The sequence below is a fragment of the Microbacterium sp. SY138 genome, assembly GCF_039729145.1.
Classification (GTDB): Bacteria; Actinomycetota; Actinomycetes; order Actinomycetales; family Microbacteriaceae; genus Microbacterium; species Microbacterium maritypicum_A.
The window spans coordinates 152,297-178,408 of the sequence record NZ_CP155793.1; the positions used below are offsets into that span (position 1 = coordinate 152,297).

Sequence of the window (26,112 nt, forward strand, 5' to 3'; positions counted from 1 at the left end):
GACGGCTCGTCCCGGGGGTACATCAGGCCGGGTGCATCAGGCGCGATCGATCAGGCGGAGTCCACGGGATCCGGAAGCGACTTCAGCACCGCGGCGACGGCTTTCGCCGCGGCTCCGGGGCTGACACCGCCGACCGGCACGGTGCCGAGCTGCGCGGCGACGCGCGCGGCCACGTACGGGGCGGAGAAGGAGGTGCCGCTCCAGATCGCGAATCCGCCGCGATAGTCGTCGGGGTCGATCGTCTCGCGGCGGAGACCGTCGACGTCGGCCCTCGTCACCGCCTGGGTGCCGCCCACGAACGCGGGTGACGTGCTCACCACGGCCGCGCCCGGTGCATAGACCCGGACCCAGGGGCCGATGTTCGAGAAGAGGGCGACCGACTGCGCCGACGGGTTGAGAGCTCCGACCGAGACGAGCGGCGCGTCCTTGTCGGGGCGGATGCCATTGTCGGCACCAGGCCAGGGCCAGAGCGACGCGGGGAAGGAAGGGCGGTCGATCGCGTCGTTCCCGGCCGAACACACCACCACGCATCCGAGCTCGCGCGCCTTGGCGAGCAGCTGGTACAGCGTGAGGCTGAAGAGTCCGTCGGTCGGTGTCTCGTGGTAGTAGCTGAGCGACAGGTTCAGCACATCGATCGGGAAGCCCGTGTTCGGATCCTCCCGGTGGCGGGCGAGCAGCGTCACGACCTGGGCGACGGTCTCGAGCAGGGTGCTCTCGTCGACCACTCCGAGGGCTCCGGCCACCCGGATGGAGAGGATATCGGCATCCGGGGCCGCCTGTCGGACGAGCCCGGCGATGAATGTGCCGTGCCCGGCGACCGCGTCGATCTCGCCGTCGAGCTGCCCGTACAGGTCGGGGTAGCGCTCCGGGTCGGCGTCGTCGGTCAGCCCCACCGGCACGCCGTCGAGGTCGACCGTGCGGGTGACGATGTCGGCGGGCAGCCAGGCGTGTTCGCCGCAGCCGGTGTCGAGCACCGCGACGACGGGCCGCCGTCCGCGCTTCGGTGCGGGCCCGCGCACCGGAGCGGGGCCCAACCAGGTGACGGGCTGTCGCGCGCCGCGTCCGGGCTCGAGGTAGTCGTCGCTGCCGCCCGCGCCCCCTCCGGCGCCGCGCACCGGGTTGGTGCGCGTGAACGGGTTGGTGCGGGTGAACGGGTTCGTCCGGGTGAACGGATTGAGCCCGACCGGGTCGATGGACAGCACGTGGTCGAGGCTCGTGCGCGGCATCGTGGAGCGGGACATGCGGCGGGCGCGCTGGAGCACGCGCCAGGCGTCGGGTGCGACGGGCGATTCGCCGCGGACCGGTTCGTCGGGGGTGCGCAGCCGTGCGCGCAGGAAGCCGGGGACTCCCGGAACCAGCTCGCCGTCGAGTGCCGAGCGGGTGCCGTCCTCGATCTCGAGCTGCCATCCGAAGGTGTCGGCTGCATCACGCAGGGTGCGCACCTCGCGGTCGTAGGCCTCTTCGTCGCCGAGGGCGCGGGTGATCAGCAGCCGCTCCGGCAGGTACGCCGTCGGAAACGCGCGGATGCCGTCCACCGGTTCCGTGCTCGGGTCGAGTGCCGTGCCCCGGCGGATCGATCCCTCCGCGCGGTCCTGCCAGGTCCATCCCTTGGGCTGATCCATGCGTCATCCTCTCCGTGCGGGTCGCCCCGCGTCCTCATCGACGGGCGGTGCCCGCGATCACAGCTCGAACTGCGGGGTCGCGAGGGTGCGCGTCTCGTCCCCGATCACGGTCGTCAGGCTCACGCGTGTGAGGCCGGGAGGCACATCGTCGAACACGAAGCGTCCTGTCTCCTCCGGCGAGACCGACCGTGTCTTCTCGCCCTGCGTCAGCACGATCTCCGCGGCAGCGGTGTCGACCCAGCCGTCGACGCGGCGGTGACCGGACGCGGTGGTCGTCACGTGCAGCAGGATGCTCGTGGAGCCGTCGCTGAACTGCAGGGTGAGCGCATCCGCTTCGCCCCGCACCGCGCCGAACTGTCCCTCCACGAGGGTCAGAAGCGCGTACTCGCGGTTCAGGCCGTCGGCGGCGACCGCGGCGACCATGCGATCGATCAGGCCGGCGGGCATCGGATCGACCTCGCTCCACAGGGAGCGGAGCCGGGCGAACATCTGGGCATCCTCATGCTCGGTCATGCGAGTCCCCCTGTCTGCGCTGTCGGCGGCGCGTCCAGCAGGGCGCGCAGCTTGGCGAGGCACCGATTGCGTGTGGGGCCGATGCTTCCGATGGGCATGGCGAGGTCGCTGGCGATGCGTGCATAGTCGGGGCGATCCTCGAAAGCGATCACACGCAGCAGCTTCTGGCAGCGTTCGTTGAGGCGGCGCACGGCCGACCACAGGCGACGGTTCTCGTCGCCGAGCGCCGCGTGCTCCTCAGCCGAGGCCTGCTCGGGAAGAAGCGTGTCGAGGTCGTCTGCTTCGGCCGTGTCGACCTTGCCATGCGCCTTCGCGACCTTCCAGGCCTCGCGGCGCGCGGTGGTCGTGAGCCAGGCAGACACGGCGCGAGGATCGCTGATCGACCCGTGACCGCGGACGAGCTGCAGCCACGTGGTCTGCACGACGTCTTCGGCGAGCGTGCGTTCGAGCCCGTACGCGCGCACGACGTGCCAGAGCACGGGCGTCATCAGCCGTACGAGCTCGTCCATCGCGCGGCCGTCGCTCTCGCGCCATGCACCGAACAGATCCGCGGCGCGCTCCCAGCGTGCGCGCCCGTCGTCCGAGGCAGGATCGTGAGCGGTGCCGGGTGCACCGTCGATCATGAAGCCCATTGTGATCACACCTACCAGGAGCGCGGCAAGGGCTTTCTGATACATGTCTGCATCCAAGAATCCCGCGGCTCCCCGGTGGGTCGCGCGCGTAGGTGACGCCGATAGCGTGGAGGGGTGATCCCCCTCGCCGTCGTGCTCTTCCTCAATGCCGTCTTCAACGCTCTCGTCTGGCCGCAGTTCTACAAGCGCGTCGCCAAGGATCCGCGGGCGCGGGATGAGAACGGCAGGGCCACCGCGTTCCTCAAGGTGCACGCGGTGCTCATCGGGATCGCGCTCGTGCTCGCCCTGGTCTCCCTGCTCGCCGGTATCGCGGCGCTGACCGGCGTTCTCTAGGCCGGAAGAGTCGGGCCTCGCCGCCGCGCGGCGTCAAACCCTCTCGTACTGTTTCGCGTGCGTGGCCCAGCCTGACTCGACCGGGAGCGCCCGCAGCGCACGGTTGCTCACGGCGAGCACGACCGAGATCAGGCACAGTGCGGCGCAGATCAGGATGGTCCACTCCCTCCCGATCCACGCGAGCCCGAAGCCCGCGATGAGCGGTGCGAGCGGCATCGCACCCATGCCGAGGACTCCGGCGGCGCTGTTGGCACGACCGAGCAGATGGCTCGGGGTGGCGACCATGAAGTAGCCCATCATCCCGGCGTTGAGCGCGGGGATCAGGAGAACCGAGGCGCCGAGTACCACCGCGATGGCCCAGGGATCGGTCACCATCGAGAGGGCGATCGCGCCGATCGAGACGACCGTGAGTCCGGCGATGGTCAGGACGCCGGCCTTGATCCTCGGCACGAGCAGCGGTGCACAGACCGCGCCCACGAGCATCACGGCTCCGATCGACGCGCTCAGGGTGCCGATCAGCAGCGCGGAGTAGCCGTCCTGCTGGAGGGCGTAGATGATGGTCGTGATCGTGGCGTTGAAGCCGAGGTTGATGACGGTCGTGATGAGCAGCACTCCGCCGAGGTCGGGGCGGGAGAGCAGCCAGCCGAATCCCTCGCGCAGTTCCGCCCAGGCGTTCGGCTTCACGGCCACACCGGGCTCGACGACGGTACTCGGCTCGGCGACGTCATCCGCACCCGTGTCGATCATCCCAGCACGGCGCACCTGACGCCCCAGCATCCACGCGGTCAGGGCCGCGATCGCGTGACACAGCGTCATGACCACGCCGACGAGCCATCCGCCCACGCCCAGCAGCAGGCCGCCGAGCGGACCGCCTGCGAGCTGGAGAGCGGCATCGCGTCCCTGGTTCGCGGCTTGGGCACGGCCCATCGCGTCGTCGGGCACGATCTCCTTGATCGCACTCTCGCCCGCGACGTCGAAGAGTCCACTGCGCGCGGCGAGCAGCACGTCGATCACCAGCAGCGACCCGAACGTCATCGCATCGCCGAGGGCGAGAAGGGTGAAGCCGCCCGCGAGCACGATGCCGATGAGGGAGCCGAGGAGCATCAACGCGATGCGGCGGTGGCGGTCGGCCAGCACGCCGCCGGCCAGGGTCATGAGGAGTCGGGCGACCATGCCGGCACCGCCGATGATGCCGGCCTGGGCGGGATCGTTCGTCACGATCAGTGCGAGCAGGGGGATGGCGAAGCCGAACAGCGAGGCCGCGAGGCCCTTGCTCGTGTCGCTCACCAGCCAGGTGAGGTATCGGGTGTTGCGCCACAGGCGGTGGGGCGCGGTGACGGTGGTCATGTCTTGAGAATAGATGCGCAAGAACTATTGCGCAACTCTTATTGCGCAATTCTGGGTGCGGGTAGGATCGGCACATGACGGAGGACACCGCGAAGAGCACCAGCGACGATCCCGTCTGGATGACCTCGGCCATGCTCAAGGCCTACTCGCACCCACTGCGGCGCCAGATGATCCGGCTGTTCTCGCGGCGGGAGTTCCTCCGCGCCGCCGACATCGCCGCCGAGCTCGGTGTGCCGGCGAACAGTGCGAGCTTCCATCTGCGCGCGCTCGCCGACGCCGGGCTCATCGAAGAGGCGCCCGACAAGGCCCGCGATCGGCGCGATCGTGTCTGGACCGGACACAAGGGTGCGCTCAACGTCGGAGGGCCCGAGAGCCCCGTCGCCGACGAGGCTCTCGGCTCTGCGGTGATCGCCGCCCTCGTCGAGGACCATCAGGATCTGATCCGCCGGGTGATGGCCTGGACCCCGGAGTACGTGGCCGGGCGCACGGCCGAGGTGCACGCCGCCTTCACCCAGCGGACCATCCGGCTCACCGAGTCGGAGTTCGACGATGTGATGGTGAAGATCAACGACGTCTTGAGCGCTGCCGATGATGCCCACGACAGTTCCGACTCCGAGGGTCGGTACTGGCAACTGGATCTGATCGCCGCCGACGACACCATCTGACGCGGCTCAGGCTGCTACTCCTCCGCCGGGGCGGGCGTCCCGCTCAGGATCAGGATCCGCCGCAGATGCATGGCGGTGAGCACGCCGGGTCCCATCGACCGCCGGACATCGATGGTGCGGTCGTCGACGGTCTCGAGAAGCAGTCGGATCGCACGGGCCGCCTCGCCGCGAGCGCGGTGATCGTCACTGGACGAGGCGTCACCGCGAGCGATCACGTCGGCGACCGCGTGACAGGCCGCGGACAGGGGATCCGGCAGGGCGGGGTCGAGCGCCAGGCCGGCCGGCCGATCCCAGATGGTGTCGGCGATCTCGTCGGAGATGTCGCGGATGAGGTGCGCGATGCGGTCGAGGGCGGCGAGTTCATCGTGGCTCTGCTGGATCCGGGTGCGATGGCCCTTGGCGCGAGGGTTGCCGCGTCTGCTCTCGTCCGCCTCCGTCAGAGCCGAGCGCAGCGCGGAGGACGTGTCGGCGAGCGAGGCCGCATCGTCGGCCCATTGCTCGTGCTCCGGAGGCCACGACTCCGAGACCGCGGAGCCGATGTCGTGCAGGTGCGCGGCCAGTTGCTCCCGGAAGGCCGCCACCCGCCCGGCTGCCGCGACGGTCAGGGGTGCCGGCGCGATGATGAGGTTCACCAGCAACCCGACGATCACCCCGACGGCCGTCTGGGTCAGGTAGCCGAGCGAGTAGTCATCGGCGTCCTGCCCGCCGATGATCAGCACGAACAGCGCGGCCATCGGCACGTACTCGCGACCGACACCGAACCAGCCCGTACCGGAGAGCAGCACTCCGACCCCGACCACCAGCGGGATGCTCCACCAGGTCGGGCCGATCGTCAGCACCACGATCGTGGCGAGCCCGATGCCCGTGGCGAGGCCGAGCAGCGTCTGCAGACTCGACTTCGCCGAACCCATCAGCGTCGGGTACATGCTCAACAGCGCCCCGAGCGGAGCGTAGTAGGGGTACTCGTCGGTGACCCCGGGCATGTGCGGGGCGATCATCCAGGCCAGTCCGACCGCGAGGGTCGTCTTGGCCACGAGCAGGAGGCGGGCGGGGCGGACGGCGTCGTGGAGTGCGCGTTGGACTCCTGCTCGTCGTACCCGGAGCCGGGTGCGGGTCTGGGGCACGGCGTCCTCTCGGTCGGGGTCGGCGCGGTCGGGATGGGCGCGGTCGGGGCGTGTGCGGTAGGGGCGGGTGGTCCCGCGAGCCTATGCGTCCTGTGCGTCGGGGGCGAGCGGGTTGCGTCCTCGGGGACGTACGGGTAGCGCGCACACGCGACGCCGGCCGCCCGGGAGGGCGACCGGCGTCGACGAGGCGGTCGGATCTAGGGGATGGCTCTGCGGAATGCGAGGAACGAGACGCCCATGAGGGCCGCGGTGACCACGAGGCCCCACAGCGCGAGGCCGAGGGCCCCCAGATCGCCGATCCCGGTCCAGACCTGTCCCCACAGCTCGAGCCTGGTCACGAGGTACACGATTCCGACGAGGATCAGTGCCAGCGCGATCCACGTGATCGTCAGGACCGTCAGCCCCCAGCTCTTGTAGATCGTGGCGCCCGTGAAGCCGACCACGAAGAAGAACAGCGCGAGCGTGAAGTAGACGATGAAGGCCCCGAGCGGTCCCGCCTCCCACAGCCACGGAAGATAGAACACCCAGCCGTTCACGCCGTAGCCGTTCGTGGCGACCTCGATGCCCCCACCGACCAGGAAGAGTGCGCCCATGAACGTGCTGGCGAGCACCGCGGTCAGCATCGTGCCGAAGAAGAACTCGCGACGTGTGATGCTCATCGCCTGGGAGAACGGGAACGTGAGCGTCATCGCCGACAGCCCGATGGCGAAGAAGTACCAGAGGGGCGCCTGGCCGCCGCCGCCGTATTTAGGGGAGTCCCCCGGGATCATCGCGTAGATCAGCACCGAGATCAGTGTTGCTCCGGCGAGGACGATCAGCGGGACCCAGATGAACGTCTGTCGATTGATCATCTGCAGGCGGATGACGTTGAGCGTGCGTCGCATCAGCGCACCTCCTCTTTCGTGATGGCCGATCTCGTGGAGTCGGCCTCGGCCTTCTGGGTGAGGCGCACGATCAGCTGCTGCAGCGAGACCGGCGCGAGGTCGAGCCCGGAGGCCGTGATCTCCGCACGCTCCGCCGGGGACACGGCACCGAGGACGGTGACGGAGGCCACGCGGCCGAGCGCCTCACGGTGCAGCACCTCGCGGGCTCCCACCCAGGCGTCGACCTTCGCGGCGTCACCCACCACGGTCACGGCGCGGTCACGCACCGCATCCGTGTCCTCGTTCAGGAGGACCCGGCCGTTGTCGATCACGATGACCTTCTCGATGAGGTTGGAGACCTCGTCGATCAGGTGCGACGAGAGGATGACGGTGCGCGGGTGCTCGGCGTAGTCCTCGACCAGACGGTCGTAGAAGATCTGCCGGGCGACGGCGTCGAGGCCGAGGTAGGGCTCGTCGAAGAACGTGATCTCGGCGCGCGAGGCGAGTCCGATGATGACGCCGACCGCGGAGAGCTGTCCGCGGGAGAGCTTCTTGATGGTCTGCTTCATCGGCAGCTGGAACTCGGCGATGAGCTCGTCGGCGAGCGACTGGTCCCAGTTCGGGAAGAACAGGCTCGCAGCCTTGAAGGCGTGCTTGGGGTACGCGTCGTCGGGGTACTTCTGGCTCTCGCGGACGAAGCAGATCCGGCTGAGCACGTGCGCATTCTCATACGGGTGCTCGCCGAACACCTTCACGGTGCCGGACGATTCGAAGTTCTGGGCCGTGAGGATCGACATGAGTGTCGTCTTCCCTGCCCCGTTGCGACCGAGGAGGCCGTAGATGGCGCCACCCTCGATGGCGAGCGACACGTTGTCGAGGGCTCGCTTCTCCTTGTAGCGCTTGCTGAGGTTCTGCACCTCGATGACGGTGGTCATGCGGGGGTCTTCCCTTCTGCGTCGGTGGTCAGTGCGGCGCGATGCCGGAGCAGGGCCGCGAGGTCTTCGGCGCCGAGCCCGAGCGTGCGGGCCTCGGCGAGGAGCGGGTCGATGTAGCGGTCGGCGAAGGCGGCACGGCGCTCGCCGAGGAGCAGATCCCTGGCGCCATCGGCGACGAACATGCCGATGCCTCGGCGCTTGTAGAGCACTCCCTTGTCGGTGAGCATGGCGACTCCCTTGGCTGCGGTGGCGGGGTTGATGCGATAGAACGCGGCCAGCTCATTCGTGGAAGGGGCCTGCGCCTCCTCGGCGAGCGAGCCGTCGACGATCGAGTCCTCGATCTGCTCGGCGATCTGCAGGAAGAGCGGCTTGCCTTCTTCGATCACGAGTCCTCCGCTGGGTGAGTGGGTTACTTACTCAACTAAGTAACCATGCAACCCGCGCGGGTGTCAACCCCTCGTCGTCTCGCGTGCGAAAACCCAGAGCGTTCGTCCCGGGGCCGGCGCGTCGACGCGCGGCACGCCGGAGCGCACGCGGATGGTCTCCGTTTCGGCCGACGGGTGGGCGCTGCGGTCAGTCGGCGTCGCGGCGGTGCTCGCGCCAGTCCTCGACGATCTGCAGCATGCGCACGGAGAGGAAGCGGAAGAATTCGGCCAGTTCGACGGCCCGGTCATGCGCGCCCCGGTCGTCGTCGTGCGCGGCGGCGATGTCGTCGATGTACTCCGACAGGCGCGAGTACACCGGCATGTTCCCGACGATCGAGCTGTAGAACGGATCGTGCACGAACTCGTAGCGGTCCCGCCGGTCGCCGGGCCGTGAGCGGCGCTGGATGAAGTGCAGCTGCTGCAGGTAGCGCACCGCACCGGAGACGGCGGCTGCCGAGACCCCGAGGCGCTCGCCGAGCTGGGCGGCAGTGTATCCGCCCTCGGGGGCGGCGATCAGCGCCATCATCACGCGGGCGGGCATGCGTGGCATCCCGGCCGCGGTCATCATGGCCGCGGCCTGCTCGGCGGGTTCCATCCCGCGGTGGGAGTCGCTGTGGCGAATCGACGCCTCGGGGTCGAGGTCGTCGGTGCTGTCGTCGGCCATCGGAGTCCTCCTATGCTCCGGGGGCGAGTTCGCGCCGCCTCATCAGGGCCAGGGATCCTGCAGCTCCAGCGGCCAGCGCGAGCATCAGCCACCAGAGGCCGCGCACGTCCACGCCGCTGCCGTCCACCACGGGGGTCACGGCGAACGGGGAGAGGTTCGCACTCCATTCCGGCAGACCGAACAGGGGGCCGAACATGCCGAGCAGGGCCGCGAGCAGCACGAGGCTCCACGCCACCGCTGTCGTCGCCCGGGGGAGGAGCACGAACACCAGCGCAGTGAGCACCGCGAAGATCGAGGCCGCGACCGCCTGGCCGAGCCCGGCCACCGCGACGATGCGGTAGAGCGACGCGTCGCCGCCGTTCGACCAGACACCCGCCCAGCCGGCGAGCACCGCGGCGGCGACCACGATCAGCACCGCGACGATCCCGACGATCACGAAGTCGGCGAGCCAGCGCACGCGACCGACCGGGGTGGCGAGCACGGCCTCGGCGGTGCCATGGGCCTCCTCCTGTCGCGCGCGCACCACCGTCTGTACGGCACAGCACGCGGCCAGGATCCCGAGCAGGGTGAAGAACACCGTGACGACGACCTCGTCGAGTCCGCCCGTCGCGCCTCCGATCTTCTTCAGGATGTCGGCGACGGCCGGATTCTCGCCCGAGATCTGGTCGACCAGCCCGCTCAGCGTGGTGGCGAGGATACCCGTGATGGCGCCTCCGATCGCCCAGCCCACGATCGAGCCGGAGGTGAGCCGCCACGCCAGGGCATGGGGCGAGGCGAGGGTCGGTCGTGCCGAGACCCGGCCGAGGCGCTCCGCGACGAAACCGGCATCGATGTCGCGCAGCGACTGCAGGGCGACGGCGGCACCGGCGAGCACGAACCCGAAACCGAGCCCGAGCAGCATCGGCCAGACGATATCGGTGTCGTACGGGCGGGTCTGCTCGACCCAGCCGAAGGGGGAGAGCCAGGCGGGCCAGGCGCTCGTCATGCTCGTGAGGTCATCGCTCGGGGTTCCTGCCGCGTTGCCGATGCCGCGGATCAGGAACGTCGCCACGAGCACCCAGACCGTCAGGGAGTTCGCCCCGCGCGAGGTGCGCATGAACTGTGCGGCCAGCAGGCCGATGCCGAGGAATGCGATGCCGCACGACGCGGCCGCAGCTCCGGTGAGGAGCGATCCTCCCGCCGGGAGTCCGGTGGCGACCAGCGCGAGCGCTGTGAGCGCGGCCAGCACGACGTTCGCCAGGATGCCGTGCACGATGGTGGCGATCGTCGGCAGGCGGCGTCCGGCCGGAGTCGCCCACACGAGCTCGGCGCGCCCGGCCTCCTCATCGCCGCGGGTGTGCCGCACGGCGAGGAACGTGCTCATGAGCGCGGCGAGCAGCGCCAGCCACGGCAGCACCTCGAAGGCGAGGAAGGCGCCCTCGGATGTGCCGGAGGGGAGGCCGCGGAACATCAGGATCACCGGGTTCGCGAGCGCCGCGGCCAGGATGTTCTGCCGGTCGGCGAGGGTGGCGTACGACTGGCTGACACCGGCGTACCCCGCGAACGCCATCAGCGCCGTGCCGACGATCCACAGGGTCAGCTGCAGCCGGTCACGCCGCAGCCGCTGTCGGAGCAGCACTCCGAAGGCGCTCATCACGCACGCTCCTTCTGCGCACGCCGCTCGCGGCGGGTGGAGGGGCTCGCGTCGTCCGTCCGACCGTCCTCCGCGGCCTCGAGCGTCGCGAGGTCATCGCCGTAGTGGCGCAGGAACAGCTCCTCGAGCGAAGGCGGCGCGACGCGCAGGTCGCTGATGCCGAGGGCCGCGAGCGCGGGAAGCACGGTGGCCGTGCGGTCGCTGTCGACGGCGAGGCGGATGCGGTCGCCCTGCTGCTCCGGGCTGTGCACATCCGGGATGCGGGCGACCTGCTCGAGGGTGGCTCCGGAGGGGGTGAACGACACGTCACTGCGCGTGAGGTGCCGCAGCTCCGTGAGCGTGCCGGTCTCGACGATGCGGCCGGCGCGGATGATCGACACCCGGTCGCACAACTGCTCGACCTCACTCATGATGTGGCTCGACAGCAGCACGGTCGCACCGTTCGCATGCGCACGGGCGACCTCGCGCTGGAAGATGACCGCCATCAGGGGATCGAGGCCACTGGTGGGCTCGTCGAGGATGTAGAGGTCGGCGGGCACCGCGAACGCCGCGATGAGGGCGACCTTCTGCCGGTTTCCCTTCGAGTAGGCGCGGCCCTTCTTGCGCGGATCGAACTGGAACGCGTCCATCAGCCGCTTCTTCTCGTGCTGGTAGGCGGGGTCCTTGGTGTGCGCTCCCCGCAGCCGGGCGAGCAGATCGACGGCCTCACCTCCCGACAGGTTGGGCCAGACGCTGACGTCACCGGGAACGTACGCGATGCGTCGATGCAGCTCGACCGCGCGATTCCAGGGGTCCTCACCGAACACGGTCGTCTCGCCCCCGGTGCGCCGCGCGAGGCCGAGGAGGACGCGGATGGTGGTCGACTTGCCCGCACCGTTCGGGCCGAGGAAGCCGTGCACCTGGCCGTGTTCGACCGTGAGGTCGAGGCCGTCGAGAGCGTGCACGTGGCCGTAGTGCTTGGTGAGGTTCCGGGTGGTGATGACGGTGGTCATGCGCGGGAGCGTACGCCCGATTCACAAACTTGTGAATCGGGCGAAAACAACGCATGCGAAATCCTTACGGCCGCCGCGTACAGTGGGCTGGTGCCGGAGTTCCCCTACAGCCGCCTGCGCCGCTGGCCCGACGTCGAGGCGGACAACCTCCAGGCTCATGACGCGACCGATCTGCTGCTCGTCGAACGGGCGCTCGCGCTCGATGTCGCCGGCTCCGAGACCGTGGTCATCGGCGACGAGTACGGTGCGATCACCCTCGCTCTCGTCGCCGCCGGGAGACACGGCATCCGCGTGCATCAGGACCTCGCGACCGGTCGGCGGGCTCTGCTGCGCAACGCCGAGGAGCTCGGACTCGCCGTCGCGGACGGCCGAAACGGAGACGAGGGCGCCCCGGTGCGGCGCGTCGCCCCGCAACACGCCGAGGGTAAGTCGGATGGTCTGGGTTTCGACGAACCGTTCCGCCCCCGCGAGCTCGATGCCGAACTGCTCACCGGCGCGAAACTGGTGCTGCTGCAGCTGCCGAAGGCGCTCGCGGAGCTCGAGGAGATCGCGGATGCGGTCGCCCGCTGGGCGGCTCCCGACGTGGTGCTCGTCGCCGGAGGGCGGGTGAAGCACATGACCCTCACGCAGAACGAGGTGCTGGGACGCAGCTTCGCGCGGGTTCAGCCCCAACGCGCCGAGCGGAAGTCGCGTCTGATCGTGGCGTCGGAAGCCCTGCCGGTCCCCGTCGATCCGCCGTACCCCGTGACCGCGCAGCATGACGGGCTGATCTTGGTCGCCCATGGCGGAGCCTTCGCGGGCGCGCGCCTCGACATCGGCACGCGTGTGCTGCTCGACGCACTCCGTGCTCAGCCGCCGGCCGCCGCGCCACGCGTGCTCGATCTCGGCTGCGGCACGGGAGCGCTCGCCGTGTCGTACGCGCTCGCTCACCCCGATGCGCGTGTGACGGCGACCGACCGATCCGCCGCCGCTGTGGCATCCGCGCAGGCGACGGTCGCCGCGAACGGCGTCGCCGACCGGGTCACGGTCACCCATGACGACGCGGCCTCCGAGCTGCCGGACGCCTCCTTCGACGTGATCCTGCTGAACCCGCCGTTCCACCTCGGCGCGAGCATCCACACGGGGGCGGCGACCCGCCTGTTCGAGGCCGCGGCACGCCTGCTCCGACCGGGCGGCGAACTCTTCACCGTCTACAACTCTTCGCTCGCGTACCGCCCCGAACTCACCCGGCTGGTCGGTGCGACGGTGCAGGTGGAACGTACACCGAAGTTCACCGTGACACGCAGCATCCGCAGCTCCTGAGAGGGCGATTCCGGCCTGCCGCCAGCCACGCGGAGGGATTGTTGAATACCCGTGCAATTCCCCGGTCAGCGACGGAAACCCGAGCGCGCCGCGGACCCAGGATTTGCCCCTGATCGGCCATTTCGTTACGTTGGAACGTGGGCCTGACGGCCCGAAGACCAGTCCGCGACCACGTCCTTCTTTCGATGAGCTGTGCTGCGAAGAGGCGTGGACGTACGGTCGATGCTCTATCGCGGCGGATCCGAAATCCGCCGTCTGTGCCGCCACAGCGAACACGTCGAACGGCCCCGAGAGCCTCACCCGGGCGTAACCGAAGCAGGCTCAGCCACCCGAAGGCGAGCCGCGGGGGAAACGTGTCCGAAATCGCTCTCGAAGCGCGCCATCTGTACAAGGTTTTCGGTAAGAATCCGAACACCGCCGTCCGTCGACTGAAAGCCGGTGAGAGCCGTGCCGCCGTCGCGGATGCCGGTACCGCGGCGGTCATCGACGCCAGCTTCACCGTCAACCGCGGTGAGATCTTCGTCATCATGGGGCTGTCCGGATCGGGCAAGTCCACCATCATCCGCATGCTCAACGGTCTGCACGACGTCACCGACGGCACCGTCACCGTCAACGGCGACCCGATCACCGGCATCCCGTCATCGAGGCTCCGCGAGATCCGTCGTGACCGCATCTCGATGGTGTTCCAGCACTTCGCACTGCTGCCGCACCGCTCGGTCGCCGCGAACGTCGCCTACCCGCTCGAGCTCAAGGGCACTCCCAAGGCCGAGCGTCTGGCCAAGGCGGAGGAGATCCTCTCCCTGGTCGGCCTCGAGGGCCAGGGCGAGAAGCTCCCCTCCGAACTCTCCGGCGGAATGCAGCAGCGCGTGGGCATCGCCCGTGCGCTCGCCGCCGACAGCGACATCCTGTTGATGGACGAGGCGTTCAGTGCCCTCGACCCGCTGATCCGCCGCGAGATGCAGGAGCAGCTGCTCGAACTGCAGCAGAAGCTGCAGAAGACGATCGTCTTCATCACCCACGACCTGAACGAGGCCATGTTCCTGGGCGACCGCATCGCGGTCATGCGCGACGGCCGTATCGTGCAGATCGGCACGCCGGAGGACATCCTGATGGACCCGGCCAACGACTACGTCGAGCAGTTCGTGCAGGACGTCGACCGCGCTCGCGTGCTCACCGCCGCGAACGTGATGGAGCGCCCGCGCCCCGTCGTGCCGCACACCGCCGGCCCCCGCACGGCGCTGCGGCAGATGCGCGACGCGTACATGTCGGCCACCTACGTCGTCGGCCGCGACCGGCAGCTCGTGGGCGTCGTGACCGACCGGGATGCGGTCAAGCTCGTGCGCAACGGCGCGACCACCCTCGATTCGATCATCAAGCCCGTGCTGCAGAGCGTGCGCGAGGACGACGTGCTGATGAACCTCTTCGTCCCCGCCGTCGAGTCTCCGCTGCCGCTCGCCGTGATCGACGCCGACGGCCGTCTCGTGGGTGTGATCCCGCGCGTCACCCTGCTCGCCGCCCTCGGCCCCGGGCCCGGCGCGACCGAGGAGATCACCCTGCCGATGATGCCGATGCCCCAGGCCGAGATCGATGCCGTGCTCGATGACGGGTGGACCGCCGACCCGGTCGACGCCCCGACCACGGAGGAGGTGCGCTGATGGATGGCTTCCGCATTCCCATCGGAACCTGGATCGAGTCCGCTGTCGACTGGATCAAGGACAACCTCGACGGCCTGCTCGATGTGATCTCGTTCGTGATGAGCTTCCTCGTCGACGGCCTCACCCGAGCGCTCCTCGCCCCGAACTTCGTGGTCATCATCGTGATCGCCGCACTCATCGCCTGGGTCGTGCGCTCGTGGCAGCTCGCGATCGGCACGATCGTGTCGTTCGCGCTGATCGTGGGGATGGACCTCTGGGTCCCCGCCATGCAGACTCTCGCCTTGGTGCTCGTCGCCGCCGTGATCGCGGTACTGATCGCCGTGCCGCTCGGCATCTGGTCGGCGCGCAACGCCACGGTGCGCGCGGTGCTCAAGCCCGTGCTCGACTTCATGCAGACCATGCCGGCGTTCGTGTACCTGATCCCCGCGATCGTGTTCTTCGGCATCGGCGTGGTGCCGGGCCTGGTGGCCACCGTGATCTTCGCGCTGCCTCCGGGCGTGCGCCTGACCGAGCTCGGCATCCGTGGCGTCGACTCCGAGACCGTCGAGGCGGGACAGGCCTTCGGTGCGAAGCCCGGCCAGATCCTGCGCGGTATCCAGCTGCCGCTCGCGATGCCGACCATCATGGCCGGCGTCAACCAGGTCATCATGCTCGCCCTGTCGATGGCGGTCATCGCCGGTATGGCCGGCGCGGACGGTCTCGGGAAGATGGTCGTCGAGGCGATCTCGACGATCAACATCCCGAAGGGCGTGGAGGCCGGCCTCGGCGTCGTGCTGATCGCGGTCTTCCTCGACCGCGTCACCGCGGCGCTGGGCGCGCCGGGCGAGAACCGGTCGTCGCTGCTCGGCATGATCGAGCGTCGACGCACTCCGAACGGTGGCGGAACAGCATCCGCTCCCGCTCCCGAGGTCATCGAGCAGCAGGATGCCGCGGCTGCGGCGGAACGTGCCGAAGTCGCTCCGCGACGCAACGCCGTCGGTGGCGGAGTGCACTGACTCACACCCCTACGAAACAACACCCATACGGAACGCAAGAGAGAGAAATCACATGAAGAAGAAGATCCTCGCAATCACAGCGCTCGGTGCCGCAGCGGCGCTCACCCTCGCCGGATGCAGCGGCGACGGCGCCGGCGGTACGGGCGGCGGCGACGGCTCGGCCGATGACAAGGGCACGATCACGCTGGGCTTCCTGCCCTCGTGGACCGACGGCCTCAGCACCGCATACCTGCTGCAGGACCAGCTCGAGAAGATCGGCTACACGGTCGAGATGAAGACGCTCACCGAGGCGGGACCGCTCTACACCGGACTCGCGCAGGGTGACGTCGACATGTACCCGTCGGCGTGGCCCGAACTCACCCACGCCTCGTACATGGAGAAGTACGGCGACGACATCGAGGATCTGGGCAAGTACTACGAGAATGCCAAGCTCACGCTCGCCGTGCCCGAGTACTCCGAGCTCACCTCGATCGAGGACCTCATGGGCAAGGGTGCCGAGTTCGACGGCAAGATCTACGGCATCGAGCCGGGCGCGGGTCTCACCGCCCAGACCCAGAAGATGATGCCCGAGTACGGACTCGACAGCGAGTACGAACTCGTGACCTCGTCGACCGCGGCCATGCTCACCGAGCTGAAGACCGCGACCGACAAGCAGGAGGACATCGTCGTGACGCTGTGGCGTCCGTTCTGGGCCAACGATGCCTTCCCCGTGAAGGACCTCGAAGACCCGAAGGGCGCCATGGGCAAGGCCGAGGGCCTGCACTTCCTGGGCACCAAGGGCTTCGCGGAGGAGTTCCCCGATGCCGCTGAGCTGATCGAGAAGATCAAGCTCGACGACGCGCAGTACGGCGCACTCGAAGACCTCGTGGTGAACGAGTACGGCGAGGGCAAGGAAGCCGACGCGGTCGACGCGTGGCTGAAGGAGTACGGCGACCAGTTCGACTGGGCCGTCACCAGCTGACGCGAACCCGTCTCAGAGGTGTGCTCCGGTCGCACTTCCTGCCGCTTCCCGGTCCGCCGGGCGACAGGAAGGGCGACCGGAGCTTCTGCGTGGGGGCTCAGTAGCCCAGTCGTGCCCGAACGTCGTTGAGCAGCTGCGAAGAACGCAGTGCCGCATCGGGGGCGACGGCGGAGATGCCCTGGACCAGCACGTCCGAGATCAGGATCGCCGAGAGGCTCTCGGAGGTCAGCCCTGTGGGGGTGTGCGGTGCGGTCAGGATCGCGTCGACACGGGAGGAGAGCCTCTCGTGGAGCTCGTCGGTCACGAGGATGACGCCGGCGCCCATCAACTGCGCGTGGTCCAGGAGCACATCGATGTCGCGGGTGACCCGTCCAGGCGCGAAGATGACGAGGACGTCCTTCGCCCCGAGGTTCAGGACCTCGTCTGCGAGACGGAATCCGTCGGTGCTGAGCCGTCGAGTGGAGAGTCCCGTGCGTCGTAGGCGCAGTGCGAGGTTCTCGGCGGCGATCCCGGAGGCGCCGAGGCCGTAGCAATAGATGCTCTCGGCGCGCATGAGCAGCGTGATGGCGGCGGAATACGCGTCGTCGTCGTTCGAGCTGCGGGCGAGTTCGATGAGCGACGCCGCCTCATCCCAGGTCTCCTGCTGGATGCGGGCGAGATCCTGGCCGATGTGCTCGATGCGGGTCTTGAGGCGCACCTCGGGCGAGACGCTGCTCGAGAACGGAGCGGCCACCTCCTGCTTCAGATGTGAGAGGCCCGAGTATCCGAGCTTCTGCAGGGTGCGCACGACGGAGGCGTTCGAGGTGCCGCTCTGGGTGCCCAGTTCGGCGGCGCTCGCATAGAGGATGTGCTCGGCTGACGTCGATGAGAGCACGCGGCAGACGGCACGTTCGGATTTCGAGAGATCGTTCCACGTCCTGGCGATGCGCGCGCGGAGGCCGGAGAGCGCGGGGTTCTCTGTATCGCTTGTTACAAACGGTTCCATTGCTGTATCATTCTGTTCGAGAGGCGCATCATCCGTAACGGATGATTCAATCATCTCGGGTGCAACCACATTGCGCAACAGGCGCACCTGACAGGGAGGTCACATGGCGGCCATGACACCGATCCGCACGATCGAGATCAGTGGGGCGCCCCGCGAGCGCGGGCGCCGATACGGCGAGGCCGCCGCCGACCTCATCGCCGGCTCGATCGAGTACTACACGGAAGCGCTGACCCAGCAGACCGGCATGAGCTGGGCCGCGATCACGGATTCCGTCTCGCGATGGGTTCCGATCAGCGAGCAGATCGCGCCGCACCTCGTCGAGGAGATGCGGGGGATCGCGGAGGGGGCGGGTGTCGCCTTCGCCGAGATCGTCACGCTGAACGTGCGCGGCGAGTTCGTCTACGACCACCAGGGACCGTCGCGAGTCACGAGCACCACGGCCCGTGCCGCCGACGACGAGCGCGACGACGCCGTCGACGGATGCACGTCGTTCTTCCTGACGGGTGAGGGCAGCGGCACCGGGCACACGCTCGTCGGGCAGAACTGGGACTGGCGCACGCGCACCGCGGGAACGACCCTCATCGTCCGCGTCGTGCAGGATCCGCTTCCCACGGTGATCATGCAGGTGGAAGCCGGGCAGGTGGGACGCCACGGTGCCAACTCCGCCGGCATCTCGTTGAACGCCAACGGGCTCGGGGGGAGCTTCGGAGCGGCGGTCGGCGTGCCGCAGACCCTGATACGCCGACTCGTGCTCGATCAGGGCGATATCGCGAGCGCGCTCAGGATGCTGGTCAAGACCCGTCCCCATATCGCGAGCAATGCGCTCCTCGCCGACCGCAGCGGATTCGGCATCGACCTCGAGACCACGCCGAGCGGCGTGGACTGGATCTATCCCGAACGCGGCGTGATCGCGCACACCAACCACTTCCAGGCGTCCGTGCCGCCGCAGCTCGCCGGGTCCTACCTTCCGGTGGCAGCGGATTCGCTGCTTCGTCTGCCGCGTGTCCAGGCCGGGCTGGCGGCGGTCGCGCGTGCGGAGAACCCCGAACAGAGCTACGCGCTCGTGCGTGAGGCGATGTCGGATCACCTCGGCTTCCCCGAGGGTGTCTGCACGCATCCGCATCCCGACTCCCCCTCGGTGAAGCAGTGGTCGACGCTCCTCTCGAGCTGTGTCGACCTCACCACCGGCGAGTACCGCGTCGCGAACGGATTCCCCTGCGAGACCGAGTACGAGGTGCTGCCCTGGAACCTCTACGACGGCCCGCACGTCGAACTCCCCTCCCCCTGACCGACAGATTGAGAACCCGAGGAGATAGCGTTCAATGAAGAAGCAGCATCACCCCATCACCGTGACGATCGGCGTGCTCGCCGCCTCGGCATTCGTGCTCGCCGGCTGCAGTTCGGGCTCGAAGGGCGAAGACGGCGACGCCGCGCTCGACGTGCCTTTCGGCGCGACGACACCCGCCGCCTCCGGCCCGCTCGAGAGCGTGACGTGGATGCTCGGCGGAGAGCCGACGACACTCGATGCCGACATCGATGCGACCACCGCCGACGACACGGTTCTCGCGAACGTCTGCGACCGGCTCATGCAGGTGCAGCCCGACCTGACCCTCGGCCCCGGGCTGGCATCGGACGCCGAGTGGACCGACGACACCCATCTCGTCTTCACCATCAGGCAGGGGGCGCTGTTCCACGACGGCAGCCCCGTGAGCACGGCGGACGTCGTGTGGAGCATGCAGCGCCACTCCGAGGACGGTGCCGCCGAATCCGACGAGTACCGGAACGTGGTCTCGATCGAGCAGACCGGCGCCGACCAGATCACCGTCACGACAGCCCAGCCGGATGCGATCCTGCTCCAGGCGATGGCGGGCGACGGCGGTATCGTCTGGAACCCGCGCGTCATCGAAGCCGAAGGGGAGGACTTCGGCAGCCCCGGCTCCGCCTCCGCGTGCAGCGGGCCGTACCAGGTGACGTCGTGGGACGCGGGGTCGCAGCTCACCATCACCAGGTTCCCCGAGTACTGGAACTCCGACGTCGATGCCCTCACGGACGAGGTCGTCTTCCGATGGGCCGACGAGACCGCGATAGCCAACTCGGTCACGACGGGCGAGGCCCAGGGGTCGTTCCTCGAGAACGCCGGCGCCGCCCGGAGTTTCATCGGGAGCGCCGATGTGTCCGTGTATCAAGGCCCGTCGACGAACGCATGGGTGCTCGAGACGACCGATCGCGGCGCACTGACGGATGAGCGCATCCGGCAGGCCCTCTCGCTCGCCCTCGACCGGACCGGCGTCGCCACGGCTGCCTTCGGCGGTCTCGCCCAGCCATGGAAGACACCCGTCGGCTCGGGAGCATGGGGATACGAGGTCGACACCTTCGAGCAGGCCTACGACGCCCTCGAGGGCGCGCCCGCGAAGCCGAGCGAGGCCGATCTCGCGGCGGCCAAGGACCTGATCGCCGAGGCCGGCGCCCCTTCCGCCCCGATCGTCGTCGCCTCGAACGGCTCCTCGACACACAACGTGATCGCGAATGCGCTGGTCGCCGCGGCGCAATCGATCGGGCTCGAGGCGGAGATCACCGTGATCCCGCAGGTGCAGTACGGCGACTTCTACTCCGACCCCGACCTCCGAGGCCAGGCCGATCTGTGGCCCGACGAGTACTACATCTCGAAGAACGACCCCCTCGGCTTCTACAAGAACGGCGCGTCCGATGCGAGCGTGAACTTCGGCGTCTTCTCCGACCCGGAATACGATGCGCTGGTGGACGAGGGCTACGCCGCGACCGATGACGTCGAGCGCGCCGAGATCACGACAGAGCTGCAGAAGCGCTGGGTGGAGCACGCGGTGTGGATCCCGGTCGTCGCGACGCCGTCGACGCTCATCATGTCGAAGACGGTGACGGGTGTCCCCGCCTCTGCGGCGTTCATCTACTACCCGTGGGCCGTCGATCTCGGCAGCGCGAAGGGGTAGGCACGATGCCATTCGCGCTCCGCAAGCTCGCCGGCATGGTCTTCACGCTGGTGATCGCCTCCTTCATCATCTTCGCTGCGATGTACGCAGCGCCGGGTGACCCGGTCACGTTCCTCATCGGCAACCCCGAGAACCTGACCCCGGAGCGGATCGCGAGCGTCCGGGCCCAGTACCACCTGGACGAGCCGATGCTCGTCCAGTACTGGCACTGGGCCTCCGGAGTCCTCACCGGCGACTTCGGACAGTCGTTCCAGTACCACCAGCCCGTGAGCGCGCTCCTGGCGGCGAGGGTGCCCATCACCCTGTCGCTCGTCGCCTACGCGGCCGTCGTGCTCACCGTCGTCGGCATCGGCCTCGGCATCGTCGCGGCCGTGCGCCGAGGAAAGGCGGCCGATACCGCCATCATCGGATTCACGACTCTCGCCGCGAGCATCCCCTCCTTCGTGCTGGGAATCGCCTTCGTCGCGTTCTTCGCCGTGGAACTGCGATGGTTCCCCGTGGCAGGTGCGGGTTCCGCTGGACTCGATCGTCTGTATGCGCTCACGCTCCCGGCACTCACCCTCGCCATCACCGCGCTCGCCATCGTGAGCCGAGTGACACGACAGTCCATGATCGAGCAGTTCTCCTCGGAGCACGTCGAGGCCGCCCGTGCCTCGGGTCTCCGCGAGCGGTACATCGTGCGCGATCACGTCCTGCGCGGGGCCTGGGGACCCATCATCACCATGGTCGCACTCGTCATCGCGAGCATGATCGCCGGAACGGTCGCGGTCGAGACGGTGTTCGGGATCTCCGGCGTCGGCTCGCTCCTCGTCGACGCGATCAACACGCACGACTTCCCGGTGGTGCAGGCGGTGCTCCTGTTCATGGTCGTGGCCTACATGATCGTCACGACGATCGTCGATCTGCTCCTTCCCGTGCTCGACCCCCGTATCCGACGAAGGACGGTGTCCGCATGACCTCCGTGATCCTCCCGCGGGTGCGCCGCCGTCGGCGGTCCGGATCCGACCTCGGTTTCTGGATCTCCTGCGGCCTCCTCGCACTCATCGCGGCGGCGGCCGCGTTCGCCCCGCTCCTCGCCCCCTACCAGGCCGACAGCGTCGACTTCGCCGCTATCTGGGAAGGGCCGAGCGCACAGCACCTGCTCGGCACGGACCAGCTCGGACGCGACCTCTTCTCCCGGCTCCTCATCGGAGCGGGTGAAACGCTCGTCGGGCCGGTGGTGCTGCTCGCGCTCGCCACCGTGCTCGGAGTGGCGATCGGTGTCCTGGCGGCGTGGCGGGGCGGATGGATCGATACGGTCCTGGCCCGCGCGACCGACGTGATGTTCGCGTTCCCCGGGCTGCTCTTCGTCGTGCTGGTCATCGCCGTGTTCGGCAAGGGGCCGGCCACGGCGATCGTGGCGCTCGCGCTCGCATACGCGCCGGTCATCGCGAAGTACACGCGCAGCCTGGCCCTGAGCGAGATGACGCGGCCCTACATCGACGCGTACCGGGTTCAGGGGCTCGGCGGCCTGACGATCTGCGTGCGCGGAGTCATCCCGAACCTGCTCCCTCCGCTCGTCGGGTATCTCGTCGTCCTCTTCGGCGAAGCCCTCATGAGTCTCGCGACGCTCAGCTTTCTCGGGTTCGGGGCGCAGCCTCCGAGCTCGGAGTGGGGCCTGATGGTCCAGGAGGGGCAACCCGGAATCATCCAGGGGGAGTTCCTTCCCACGCTCGTCCCCGGTGCCGCCATCGCCATCGTCGTCATCGCGGTGAACGTCGCCGGGGTGCGCGTGGCCGACCGACTGCTTGCGAAGGGATGAAAGATGCTCCTCGACATCCAGGACCTTGACCTGGCCTTCGGCGAAGGAGACGACGCGGTTCGGATCCTCGCCGGTGTCAGCCTCACGGTGGACCGCGGTGAGCTCGTCGGACTCGTGGGAGAGTCGGGCTCGGGCAAGTCCACGACGGCTCGCGCCGTCCTCGCGCTCTACGGCGATGAGGCGTCGATCGAGGGGAGCATCCGCGTCGACGGCACCCAGATGGTCGCCGCCGATGGGAGCACCCGGCGCCGAGTGCGCTCCGATTCCGTCTCGCTGGTGCAGCAGGATCCGCGCGCCGCGCTCAATCCGGTGCGGCGCATCGGGGACTCGCTCACCGAACGACTCGTCCGCGTGCACGGCTGGCGACGAGGTCGCGCCGAGGCGCATATCGTCCAGCTCCTCGCCGCGGTGGGACTCACCCACCCGGAGCGGAGAATGCGACAGTACCCGCATGAGCTCTCGGGCGGCATGCTCCAGCGCGTGGTCATCGCTTGCGCACTGAGCACCGATCCCGCGCTCCTGCTCGCCGATGAGGCGACGAGTGCGCTCGACGTGACGACGCAGGCCGAGATCATCGCGATCTTCCAACGGCAGATCCGCGACCGTGGTCTCGGCATGCTCTTCATCACCCACGACCTGGCGCTCGCCGGAGCGATCTGCGATCGGATCCATGTGCTCCGGCAGGGCGAGATCGTCGAGACGCTGACGACACCGGGCCTGTTCGCGGACGCCGTCCATCCGTACACGCTCTCGCTGATCGCCGCGGCCCCGGTGCTCGACACGAAGGAGGCGTCATGAGTCTGGTGGAGGTCTCCGAGCTGTATCGGGCCTTTCGGATGGGTCCGGGAGCCGAGCGCGTCGTCGCGGTGAACAACGTGAGCTTCGCCATCGAATCGGGTGAGGCGCTCGGCCTCGTCGGTGAATCGGGTTCGGGCAAGTCGACGATCGCTCGGATCCTCGTCGGTCTGGAACGCGCCGACGCGGGGTCGGCGGTGATCGACGGTGTCGACCGCCTGAGCAGGCCGCGCGGCGGAGCCGAGCGCCGTGCGAGGGCTCGTGCGGTGCAGATGGTGTTCCAGGACCCGAACGGTTCGCTCGATCGACGGCTGACCGTGCGCGAGGCGTTGCGGCGCACCCTGCGTCTGCGGGAACAGGGGGCGGGCGCGCACATCGACCGCACGATCGGAGAGCTGCTGGATCGCGTGCGGCTGACCGAGCGGCACGCCGACGCGAAGCCGCATGAGCTGTCCGGCGGTCAGCGGCAGCGCGTCGCGATCGCGCGCGCACTGGCGGTGTCTCCGCGCCTCGTCGTGCTCGACGAGGCCGTGTCCGCACTCGATGTCTCCGTGCAGGCGCAGGTGCTCGAACTCCTCGCCGAGATCCAGCGCGAGTCGGGGGTGAGCTATCTGTTCGTCAGTCACGACCTCGCCGTCATCCGCGAGCTCTGCTCCCGCGTGCTCGTGCTGTTCCGCGGCACGGTGGTCGAACAGGGAGAGACCGGCCAGGTGCTGCGAAGCCCGCAACACCCGTACTCGCAGCTCCTCATCGCCTCGACGCCCGGCCCGGGGTGGGACCCGGAGCGGGTCGTGCAGGACCGGATGACCTTCACGCAACGCATGGAGGTCGTCGGTCGGGGCGACCGGAGGTAGGTCGGGTCAGAGCGGGAGGACGATCGCGGCGATCAGGCCGCCGCCCTTGCGGGCGCGCAGACGCACCTCGCCGCCATGGGTCTTGGCGATGCTCTGCACGATCGCGAGTCCCAGGCCGGTGCCGTCCGGGCCGGCCGAGGTGCGACTCGCATCGCCACGGTAGAACGGCTCGGTGAGCAGCTGCACGGTGGCAGGGGTGATCGGCGTCCCGGTGTTCTCGACCTCGATGACGGCTCGTCCGCGTTCCCGCCGGCATCGCACCCACAGCTCACCGCCGGGCACGTTGTGGCGGATGCCGTTCTCGAGCAGGTTGCGCACGGCCCTGGCCAGCAGCACCGCATCGCCCTCGACCGTGAGGTCGCGCAGGTTCGCGTGCACCTCGATCTCCTGGGCGTCGAGGTCGTCGACCTGGTCCTCGATGAGCGTGCGCAGCTGCACCGGTTCGACCTCGTCCAGCCCGGTGCGGGCGCGGGCGAGGGCGAGCAGGGCCGTGATGAGACGCTCGCTCTGCTCGGTGGCCCGCAGCGCGCGCTGCATGTTGGCCTGCAGGTCCGCCGGCACCGCCCCCTGTTCGAGCGGGATCTCCAGGGCGGTCCTGGTCGTGGTCAGCGGGGTGCGCAGCTCGTGCGAGGCGTTGGCCACGAAGCGATCCTGCGCGGTGAACGCCGACTGCAGCCGGTCGAGCATCCCGTCGATCGTGTCGCCCAGCTCCTTGATCTCGTCGTCGGGGCCCGGCAGATCGAGGCGGCGCCCGAGGTCGCGCTCCGAGATGTCGCGGGCTGCGGCGGTGACTTCGCCGATGCGGTCAAGTGAGCGCCGTGCGAGCCAGAACGCGATCGCGGCGGCGACACCGGTGAAGGCGACGAGCACCACGATCGACCACAGGAGGAGCCCGCTGCCGACCTCGTCCGCGAGGAACGTCGACTGCTGCAGCACCGCCCCTTCCACGGCGTCGAGTGCGACGGTCTGCATCGGCGTGGCCACCGCGAAGCCGGTGACATCGGCGAAGTAGGCGCATCCGGTGCCGGTCGTGCCGTAGAGGAGATCGCCGCTCTCGGTGAGCGGGGAGACGCCGCTCATGTCGGTGCTGTCCGCGGCCGGCGTCCCCGGTGCGACCTGTGTGACCGAGAGTGCGGGCACGCAGGTCGCGGCCGTCGTGTCGATGGCCGAGGCGAACAGCGACTGCACCACCAGGTACTGCACCGAGAGCAGTGCGGCACCCGCGGCGATGAACACGGCCGCGATGGTGACGACCAGCCGGGTGCGGAAGCTCATGCGTCTCATGCCGTCCCCACTCGATACCCGTGCCCCGCCGCGGACTGGACGACCTCGGGAGCCCCGAGCTTGCGGCGCAGCGTGTGCACCACGATCTTCACCACGCCTCGGGTGCGTTCCTGCGGCTCGTCCCACACCTCGTCGAGCAGATCGTCGGCGCTGACGTAGCCGCCCTCCGCCGCGAGAAGCGTCTCGAGCACCCCGAACTCCTTGAGCGTGAGGCGGATCGGCGTGCCGTCGCGCTCCACGATGCGCCGCACGACGTCGAGGCGCACCCCGGCGAATTCGAGCACCGCACTCGCGCGCGCGGAGTGTCCGCGGCGGCCGAGAGCACGCAGGCGCGCGAGCAGCTCGACGTACGCGAACGGCTTGGCGAGGTAGTCGTCGGCACCGAGGTCGAGGCCCTCGACGCGGTCGTTGAGGGTACCGGCGGCGGTGAGCATCAGGATGCGCGCCGGGTACTCCTGCGCCACGAGGGTGCGGCACACGGCATCGCCGCTCAGCACGGGCAGGTCACGGTCGAGCACGATCACGTCCACATCGTTCGATGCGGCGGCGGTCAGGGCGCTCGCCCCATCGCGCGCCACGTCGACGAGGTATCCCTCCCGGCGCAGGCCGTCGGCGAGGGTGTCGGCCAGGTCGGCCTCGTCTTCCACCAGCAGCAGTCGCATGGCACCTCCCGTCTCCGAGGGTGCGCGGTGCGCGGTTAGTTTCCGGTTAGGCGCCGTCATACCCCCAGCAAACCAGCGCATCCGTAGAACTGACTGCACGTCGC

At 69.0% G+C, this 26,112-nt stretch carries 26 protein-coding genes; 12 read left to right on the forward strand and 14 right to left on the reverse strand.

Annotation, left to right across the window (positions count from 1 at the left end; translation table 11 throughout):
- Nucleotides 1-50: 50 nt before the first annotated feature.
- Genes ABDC25_RS00720 through ABDC25_RS00730 form a run of 3 tightly spaced genes read right to left on the reverse strand, consistent with a single transcriptional unit; the run spans nucleotide 51 to nucleotide 2,758 of the window.
- Entirely contained in the window at nucleotides 51-1,622 is a 1,572-nt protein-coding gene (locus tag ABDC25_RS00720; protein WP_021200139.1) for a S8/S53 family peptidase, read from the reverse strand.
- A gap of 57 nt (nucleotides 1,623-1,679) precedes the next feature.
- On the reverse strand, nucleotides 1,680-2,135 hold the full coding sequence (locus ABDC25_RS00725; RefSeq protein ID WP_021200140.1) for a hypothetical protein: 456 nt from the start codon (nucleotides 2,133-2,135) through the stop codon (nucleotides 1,680-1,682).
- Nucleotides 2,132-2,758: a sigma-70 family RNA polymerase sigma factor gene (locus ABDC25_RS00730; protein ID WP_231494428.1), complete on the reverse strand. Its 627-nt coding sequence runs from the start codon at nucleotides 2,756-2,758 to the stop codon at nucleotides 2,132-2,134. Before ABDC25_RS00730 ends, ABDC25_RS00725 begins: the two co-directional genes overlap by 4 nt.
- A 123-nt stretch (nucleotides 2,759-2,881) precedes the next feature.
- Between ABDC25_RS00730 and ABDC25_RS00735 the strand changes: the two genes are divergently transcribed.
- Entirely contained in the window at nucleotides 2,882-3,100 is a 219-nt protein-coding gene (locus tag ABDC25_RS00735; RefSeq protein ID WP_029258825.1) for an MASE2 domain-containing protein, read from the forward strand.
- 33 nt (nucleotides 3,101-3,133) lie between these two features.
- Here the strand turns inward: ABDC25_RS00735 and ABDC25_RS00740 are convergent, their stop codons facing one another.
- On the reverse strand, nucleotides 3,134-4,447 hold the full coding sequence (locus ABDC25_RS00740; RefSeq protein ID WP_347124306.1) for an MFS transporter: 1,314 nt from the start codon (nucleotides 4,445-4,447) through the stop codon (nucleotides 3,134-3,136).
- A 74-nt stretch (nucleotides 4,448-4,521) separates the two neighbouring features.
- On the opposite strand from ABDC25_RS00740, the gene ABDC25_RS00745 reads away from it, so the two are divergent.
- Nucleotides 4,522-5,112: a helix-turn-helix domain-containing protein gene (locus ABDC25_RS00745; RefSeq protein WP_021200144.1), complete on the forward strand. Its 591-nt coding sequence runs from the start codon at nucleotides 4,522-4,524 to the stop codon at nucleotides 5,110-5,112.
- 14 nt (nucleotides 5,113-5,126) lie between these two features.
- On the opposite strand, the gene ABDC25_RS00750 is transcribed toward ABDC25_RS00745, so the two are convergent.
- The 7 genes from ABDC25_RS00750 to ABDC25_RS00780 all read right to left on the reverse strand — a co-directional run bounded on the left by ABDC25_RS00750 (nucleotide 5,127) and on the right by ABDC25_RS00780 (nucleotide 11,748).
- A complete protein-coding gene (locus tag ABDC25_RS00750; RefSeq protein ID WP_031207473.1) occupies nucleotides 5,127-6,236 on the reverse strand; it encodes an aromatic acid exporter family protein in 1,110 nt (369 codons plus the stop codon).
- 197 nt (nucleotides 6,237-6,433) lie between these two features.
- Nucleotides 6,434-7,120 (reverse strand): hypothetical protein, encoded by a 687-nt coding sequence (locus ABDC25_RS00755; protein ID WP_021200146.1) that lies wholly within the window; start codon nucleotides 7,118-7,120, stop codon nucleotides 6,434-6,436.
- A complete protein-coding gene (locus ABDC25_RS00760; RefSeq protein ID WP_347124309.1) occupies nucleotides 7,120-8,034 on the reverse strand; it encodes an ABC transporter ATP-binding protein in 915 nt (304 codons plus the stop codon). The genes ABDC25_RS00755 and ABDC25_RS00760 overlap by 1 nt, the downstream gene beginning before the upstream one ends.
- The gene (locus ABDC25_RS00765) at nucleotides 8,031-8,420 is read right to left on the reverse strand and encodes a GntR family transcriptional regulator (RefSeq protein WP_347124311.1); all 390 of its coding nucleotides are present in this window, start codon (nucleotides 8,418-8,420) and stop codon (nucleotides 8,031-8,033) included. Before ABDC25_RS00765 ends, ABDC25_RS00760 begins: the two co-directional genes overlap by 4 nt.
- Nucleotides 8,421-8,607: 187 nt before the next feature.
- Nucleotides 8,608-9,123: a helix-turn-helix domain-containing protein gene (locus ABDC25_RS00770; RefSeq protein ID WP_347124313.1), complete on the reverse strand. Its 516-nt coding sequence runs from the start codon at nucleotides 9,121-9,123 to the stop codon at nucleotides 8,608-8,610.
- A gap of 10 nt (nucleotides 9,124-9,133) precedes the next feature.
- Nucleotides 9,134-10,756 (reverse strand): polyketide antibiotic transporter, encoded by a 1,623-nt coding sequence (locus ABDC25_RS00775; RefSeq protein WP_347124315.1) that lies wholly within the window; start codon nucleotides 10,754-10,756, stop codon nucleotides 9,134-9,136.
- A complete protein-coding gene (locus ABDC25_RS00780; RefSeq protein ID WP_021200151.1) occupies nucleotides 10,756-11,748 on the reverse strand; it encodes an ABC transporter ATP-binding protein in 993 nt (330 codons plus the stop codon). The genes ABDC25_RS00775 and ABDC25_RS00780 overlap by 1 nt, the downstream gene beginning before the upstream one ends.
- A 90-nt stretch (nucleotides 11,749-11,838) precedes the next feature.
- Between ABDC25_RS00780 and ABDC25_RS00785 the strand changes: the two genes are divergently transcribed.
- From ABDC25_RS00785 to ABDC25_RS00800, 4 genes are all read left to right on the forward strand, one after another.
- Entirely contained in the window at nucleotides 11,839-13,050 is a 1,212-nt protein-coding gene (locus ABDC25_RS00785; protein WP_347124318.1) for a methyltransferase, read from the forward strand.
- 353 nt (nucleotides 13,051-13,403) lie between these two features.
- Nucleotides 13,404-14,705: a betaine/proline/choline family ABC transporter ATP-binding protein gene (locus tag ABDC25_RS00790; protein ID WP_021200153.1), complete on the forward strand. Its 1,302-nt coding sequence runs from the start codon at nucleotides 13,404-13,406 to the stop codon at nucleotides 14,703-14,705.
- Nucleotides 14,705-15,700, forward strand: a complete 996-nt coding sequence (locus ABDC25_RS00795; RefSeq protein ID WP_021200154.1) for a proline/glycine betaine ABC transporter permease — start codon at nucleotides 14,705-14,707, stop codon at nucleotides 15,698-15,700. Before ABDC25_RS00790 ends, ABDC25_RS00795 begins: the two co-directional genes overlap by 1 nt.
- Before the next feature lie 52 nt (nucleotides 15,701-15,752).
- On the forward strand, nucleotides 15,753-16,661 hold the full coding sequence (locus ABDC25_RS00800) for a glycine betaine ABC transporter substrate-binding protein (protein WP_347124320.1): 909 nt from the start codon (nucleotides 15,753-15,755) through the stop codon (nucleotides 16,659-16,661).
- A gap of 97 nt (nucleotides 16,662-16,758) precedes the next feature.
- On the opposite strand, the gene ABDC25_RS00805 is transcribed toward ABDC25_RS00800, so the two are convergent.
- The gene (locus tag ABDC25_RS00805) at nucleotides 16,759-17,646 is read right to left on the reverse strand and encodes a MurR/RpiR family transcriptional regulator (RefSeq protein WP_021200156.1); all 888 of its coding nucleotides are present in this window, start codon (nucleotides 17,644-17,646) and stop codon (nucleotides 16,759-16,761) included.
- A 103-nt stretch (nucleotides 17,647-17,749) separates the two neighbouring features.
- Here ABDC25_RS00805 and ABDC25_RS00810 point away from each other — a divergent pair, with 103 nt between their 5' ends.
- The 6 genes from ABDC25_RS00810 to ABDC25_RS00835 are packed head-to-tail and all read left to right on the forward strand — an operon-like array spanning nucleotide 17,750 to nucleotide 24,062.
- On the forward strand, nucleotides 17,750-18,934 hold the full coding sequence (locus ABDC25_RS00810) for a C45 family peptidase (RefSeq protein ID WP_021200157.1): 1,185 nt from the start codon (nucleotides 17,750-17,752) through the stop codon (nucleotides 18,932-18,934).
- Nucleotides 18,935-18,968: 34 nt separating this feature from the next.
- Entirely contained in the window at nucleotides 18,969-20,612 is a 1,644-nt protein-coding gene (locus tag ABDC25_RS00815; RefSeq protein ID WP_347124323.1) for an ABC transporter substrate-binding protein, read from the forward strand.
- A 5-nt stretch (nucleotides 20,613-20,617) separates the two neighbouring features.
- Nucleotides 20,618-21,568: an ABC transporter permease gene (locus tag ABDC25_RS00820; protein WP_029258835.1), complete on the forward strand. Its 951-nt coding sequence runs from the start codon at nucleotides 20,618-20,620 to the stop codon at nucleotides 21,566-21,568.
- Complete coding sequence (locus ABDC25_RS00825) at nucleotides 21,565-22,413, forward strand: ABC transporter permease (protein ID WP_021200160.1); 849 nt, start codon at nucleotides 21,565-21,567, stop codon at nucleotides 22,411-22,413. Before ABDC25_RS00820 ends, ABDC25_RS00825 begins: the two co-directional genes overlap by 4 nt.
- A gap of 3 nt (nucleotides 22,414-22,416) precedes the next feature.
- Nucleotides 22,417-23,211: an ABC transporter ATP-binding protein gene (locus ABDC25_RS00830; protein ID WP_021200161.1), complete on the forward strand. Its 795-nt coding sequence runs from the start codon at nucleotides 22,417-22,419 to the stop codon at nucleotides 23,209-23,211.
- Nucleotides 23,208-24,062: an ATP-binding cassette domain-containing protein gene (locus ABDC25_RS00835; RefSeq protein WP_021200162.1), complete on the forward strand. Its 855-nt coding sequence runs from the start codon at nucleotides 23,208-23,210 to the stop codon at nucleotides 24,060-24,062. The genes ABDC25_RS00830 and ABDC25_RS00835 overlap by 4 nt, the downstream gene beginning before the upstream one ends.
- A gap of 6 nt (nucleotides 24,063-24,068) precedes the next feature.
- Here the strand turns inward: ABDC25_RS00835 and ABDC25_RS00840 are convergent, their stop codons facing one another.
- A complete protein-coding gene (locus ABDC25_RS00840; RefSeq protein ID WP_347124326.1) occupies nucleotides 24,069-25,337 on the reverse strand; it encodes an ATP-binding protein in 1,269 nt (422 codons plus the stop codon).
- Between the two features lie 5 nt (nucleotides 25,338-25,342).
- Complete coding sequence (locus tag ABDC25_RS00845) at nucleotides 25,343-26,008, reverse strand: response regulator transcription factor (protein WP_347124328.1); 666 nt, start codon at nucleotides 26,006-26,008, stop codon at nucleotides 25,343-25,345.
- Nucleotides 26,009-26,112: the final 104 nt, after the last annotated feature.

Coding starts and splice junctions, on each gene's coding strand:
- ABDC25_RS00720 (WP_021200139.1), bottom strand. CDS start 1,622: ATGGATCAGCCCAAGGGATGGACCTGGCAGGACCGCGCGGAGGGATCG.
- ABDC25_RS00760 (WP_347124309.1), bottom strand. CDS start 8,034: ATGACCACCGTCATCGAGGTGCAGAACCTCAGCAAGCGCTACAAGGAG.
- ABDC25_RS00840 (WP_347124326.1), bottom strand. CDS start 25,337: ATGAGCTTCCGCACCCGGCTGGTCGTCACCATCGCGGCCGTGTTCATC.
- ABDC25_RS00810 (WP_021200157.1), top strand. CDS start 17,750: ATGGCGGCCATGACACCGATCCGCACGATCGAGATCAGTGGGGCGCCC.
- ABDC25_RS00725 (WP_021200140.1), bottom strand. CDS start 2,135: ATGACCGAGCATGAGGATGCCCAGATGTTCGCCCGGCTCCGCTCCCTG.
- ABDC25_RS00755 (WP_021200146.1), bottom strand. CDS start 7,120: ATGCGACGCACGCTCAACGTCATCCGCCTGCAGATGATCAATCGACAG.
- ABDC25_RS00740 (WP_347124306.1), bottom strand. CDS start 4,447: ATGACCACCGTCACCGCGCCCCACCGCCTGTGGCGCAACACCCGATAC.
- ABDC25_RS00775 (WP_347124315.1), bottom strand. CDS start 10,756: ATGAGCGCCTTCGGAGTGCTGCTCCGACAGCGGCTGCGGCGTGACCGG.
- ABDC25_RS00830 (WP_021200161.1), top strand. CDS start 22,417: ATGCTCCTCGACATCCAGGACCTTGACCTGGCCTTCGGCGAAGGAGAC.
- ABDC25_RS00805 (WP_021200156.1), bottom strand. CDS start 17,646: ATGGAACCGTTTGTAACAAGCGATACAGAGAACCCCGCGCTCTCCGGC.
- ABDC25_RS00780 (WP_021200151.1), bottom strand. CDS start 11,748: ATGACCACCGTCATCACCACCCGGAACCTCACCAAGCACTACGGCCAC.
- ABDC25_RS00835 (WP_021200162.1), top strand. CDS start 23,208: ATGAGTCTGGTGGAGGTCTCCGAGCTGTATCGGGCCTTTCGGATGGGT.
- ABDC25_RS00825 (WP_021200160.1), top strand. CDS start 21,565: ATGACCTCCGTGATCCTCCCGCGGGTGCGCCGCCGTCGGCGGTCCGGA.
- ABDC25_RS00820 (WP_029258835.1), top strand. CDS start 20,618: ATGCCATTCGCGCTCCGCAAGCTCGCCGGCATGGTCTTCACGCTGGTG.
- ABDC25_RS00815 (WP_347124323.1), top strand. CDS start 18,969: ATGAAGAAGCAGCATCACCCCATCACCGTGACGATCGGCGTGCTCGCC.
- ABDC25_RS00745 (WP_021200144.1), top strand. CDS start 4,522: ATGACGGAGGACACCGCGAAGAGCACCAGCGACGATCCCGTCTGGATG.
- ABDC25_RS00795 (WP_021200154.1), top strand. CDS start 14,705: ATGGATGGCTTCCGCATTCCCATCGGAACCTGGATCGAGTCCGCTGTC.
- ABDC25_RS00730 (WP_231494428.1), bottom strand. CDS start 2,758: ATGATCGACGGTGCACCCGGCACCGCTCACGATCCTGCCTCGGACGAC.
- ABDC25_RS00770 (WP_347124313.1), bottom strand. CDS start 9,123: ATGGCCGACGACAGCACCGACGACCTCGACCCCGAGGCGTCGATTCGC.
- ABDC25_RS00800 (WP_347124320.1), top strand. CDS start 15,753: ATGAAGAAGAAGATCCTCGCAATCACAGCGCTCGGTGCCGCAGCGGCG.
- ABDC25_RS00845 (WP_347124328.1), bottom strand. CDS start 26,008: ATGCGACTGCTGCTGGTGGAAGACGAGGCCGACCTGGCCGACACCCTC.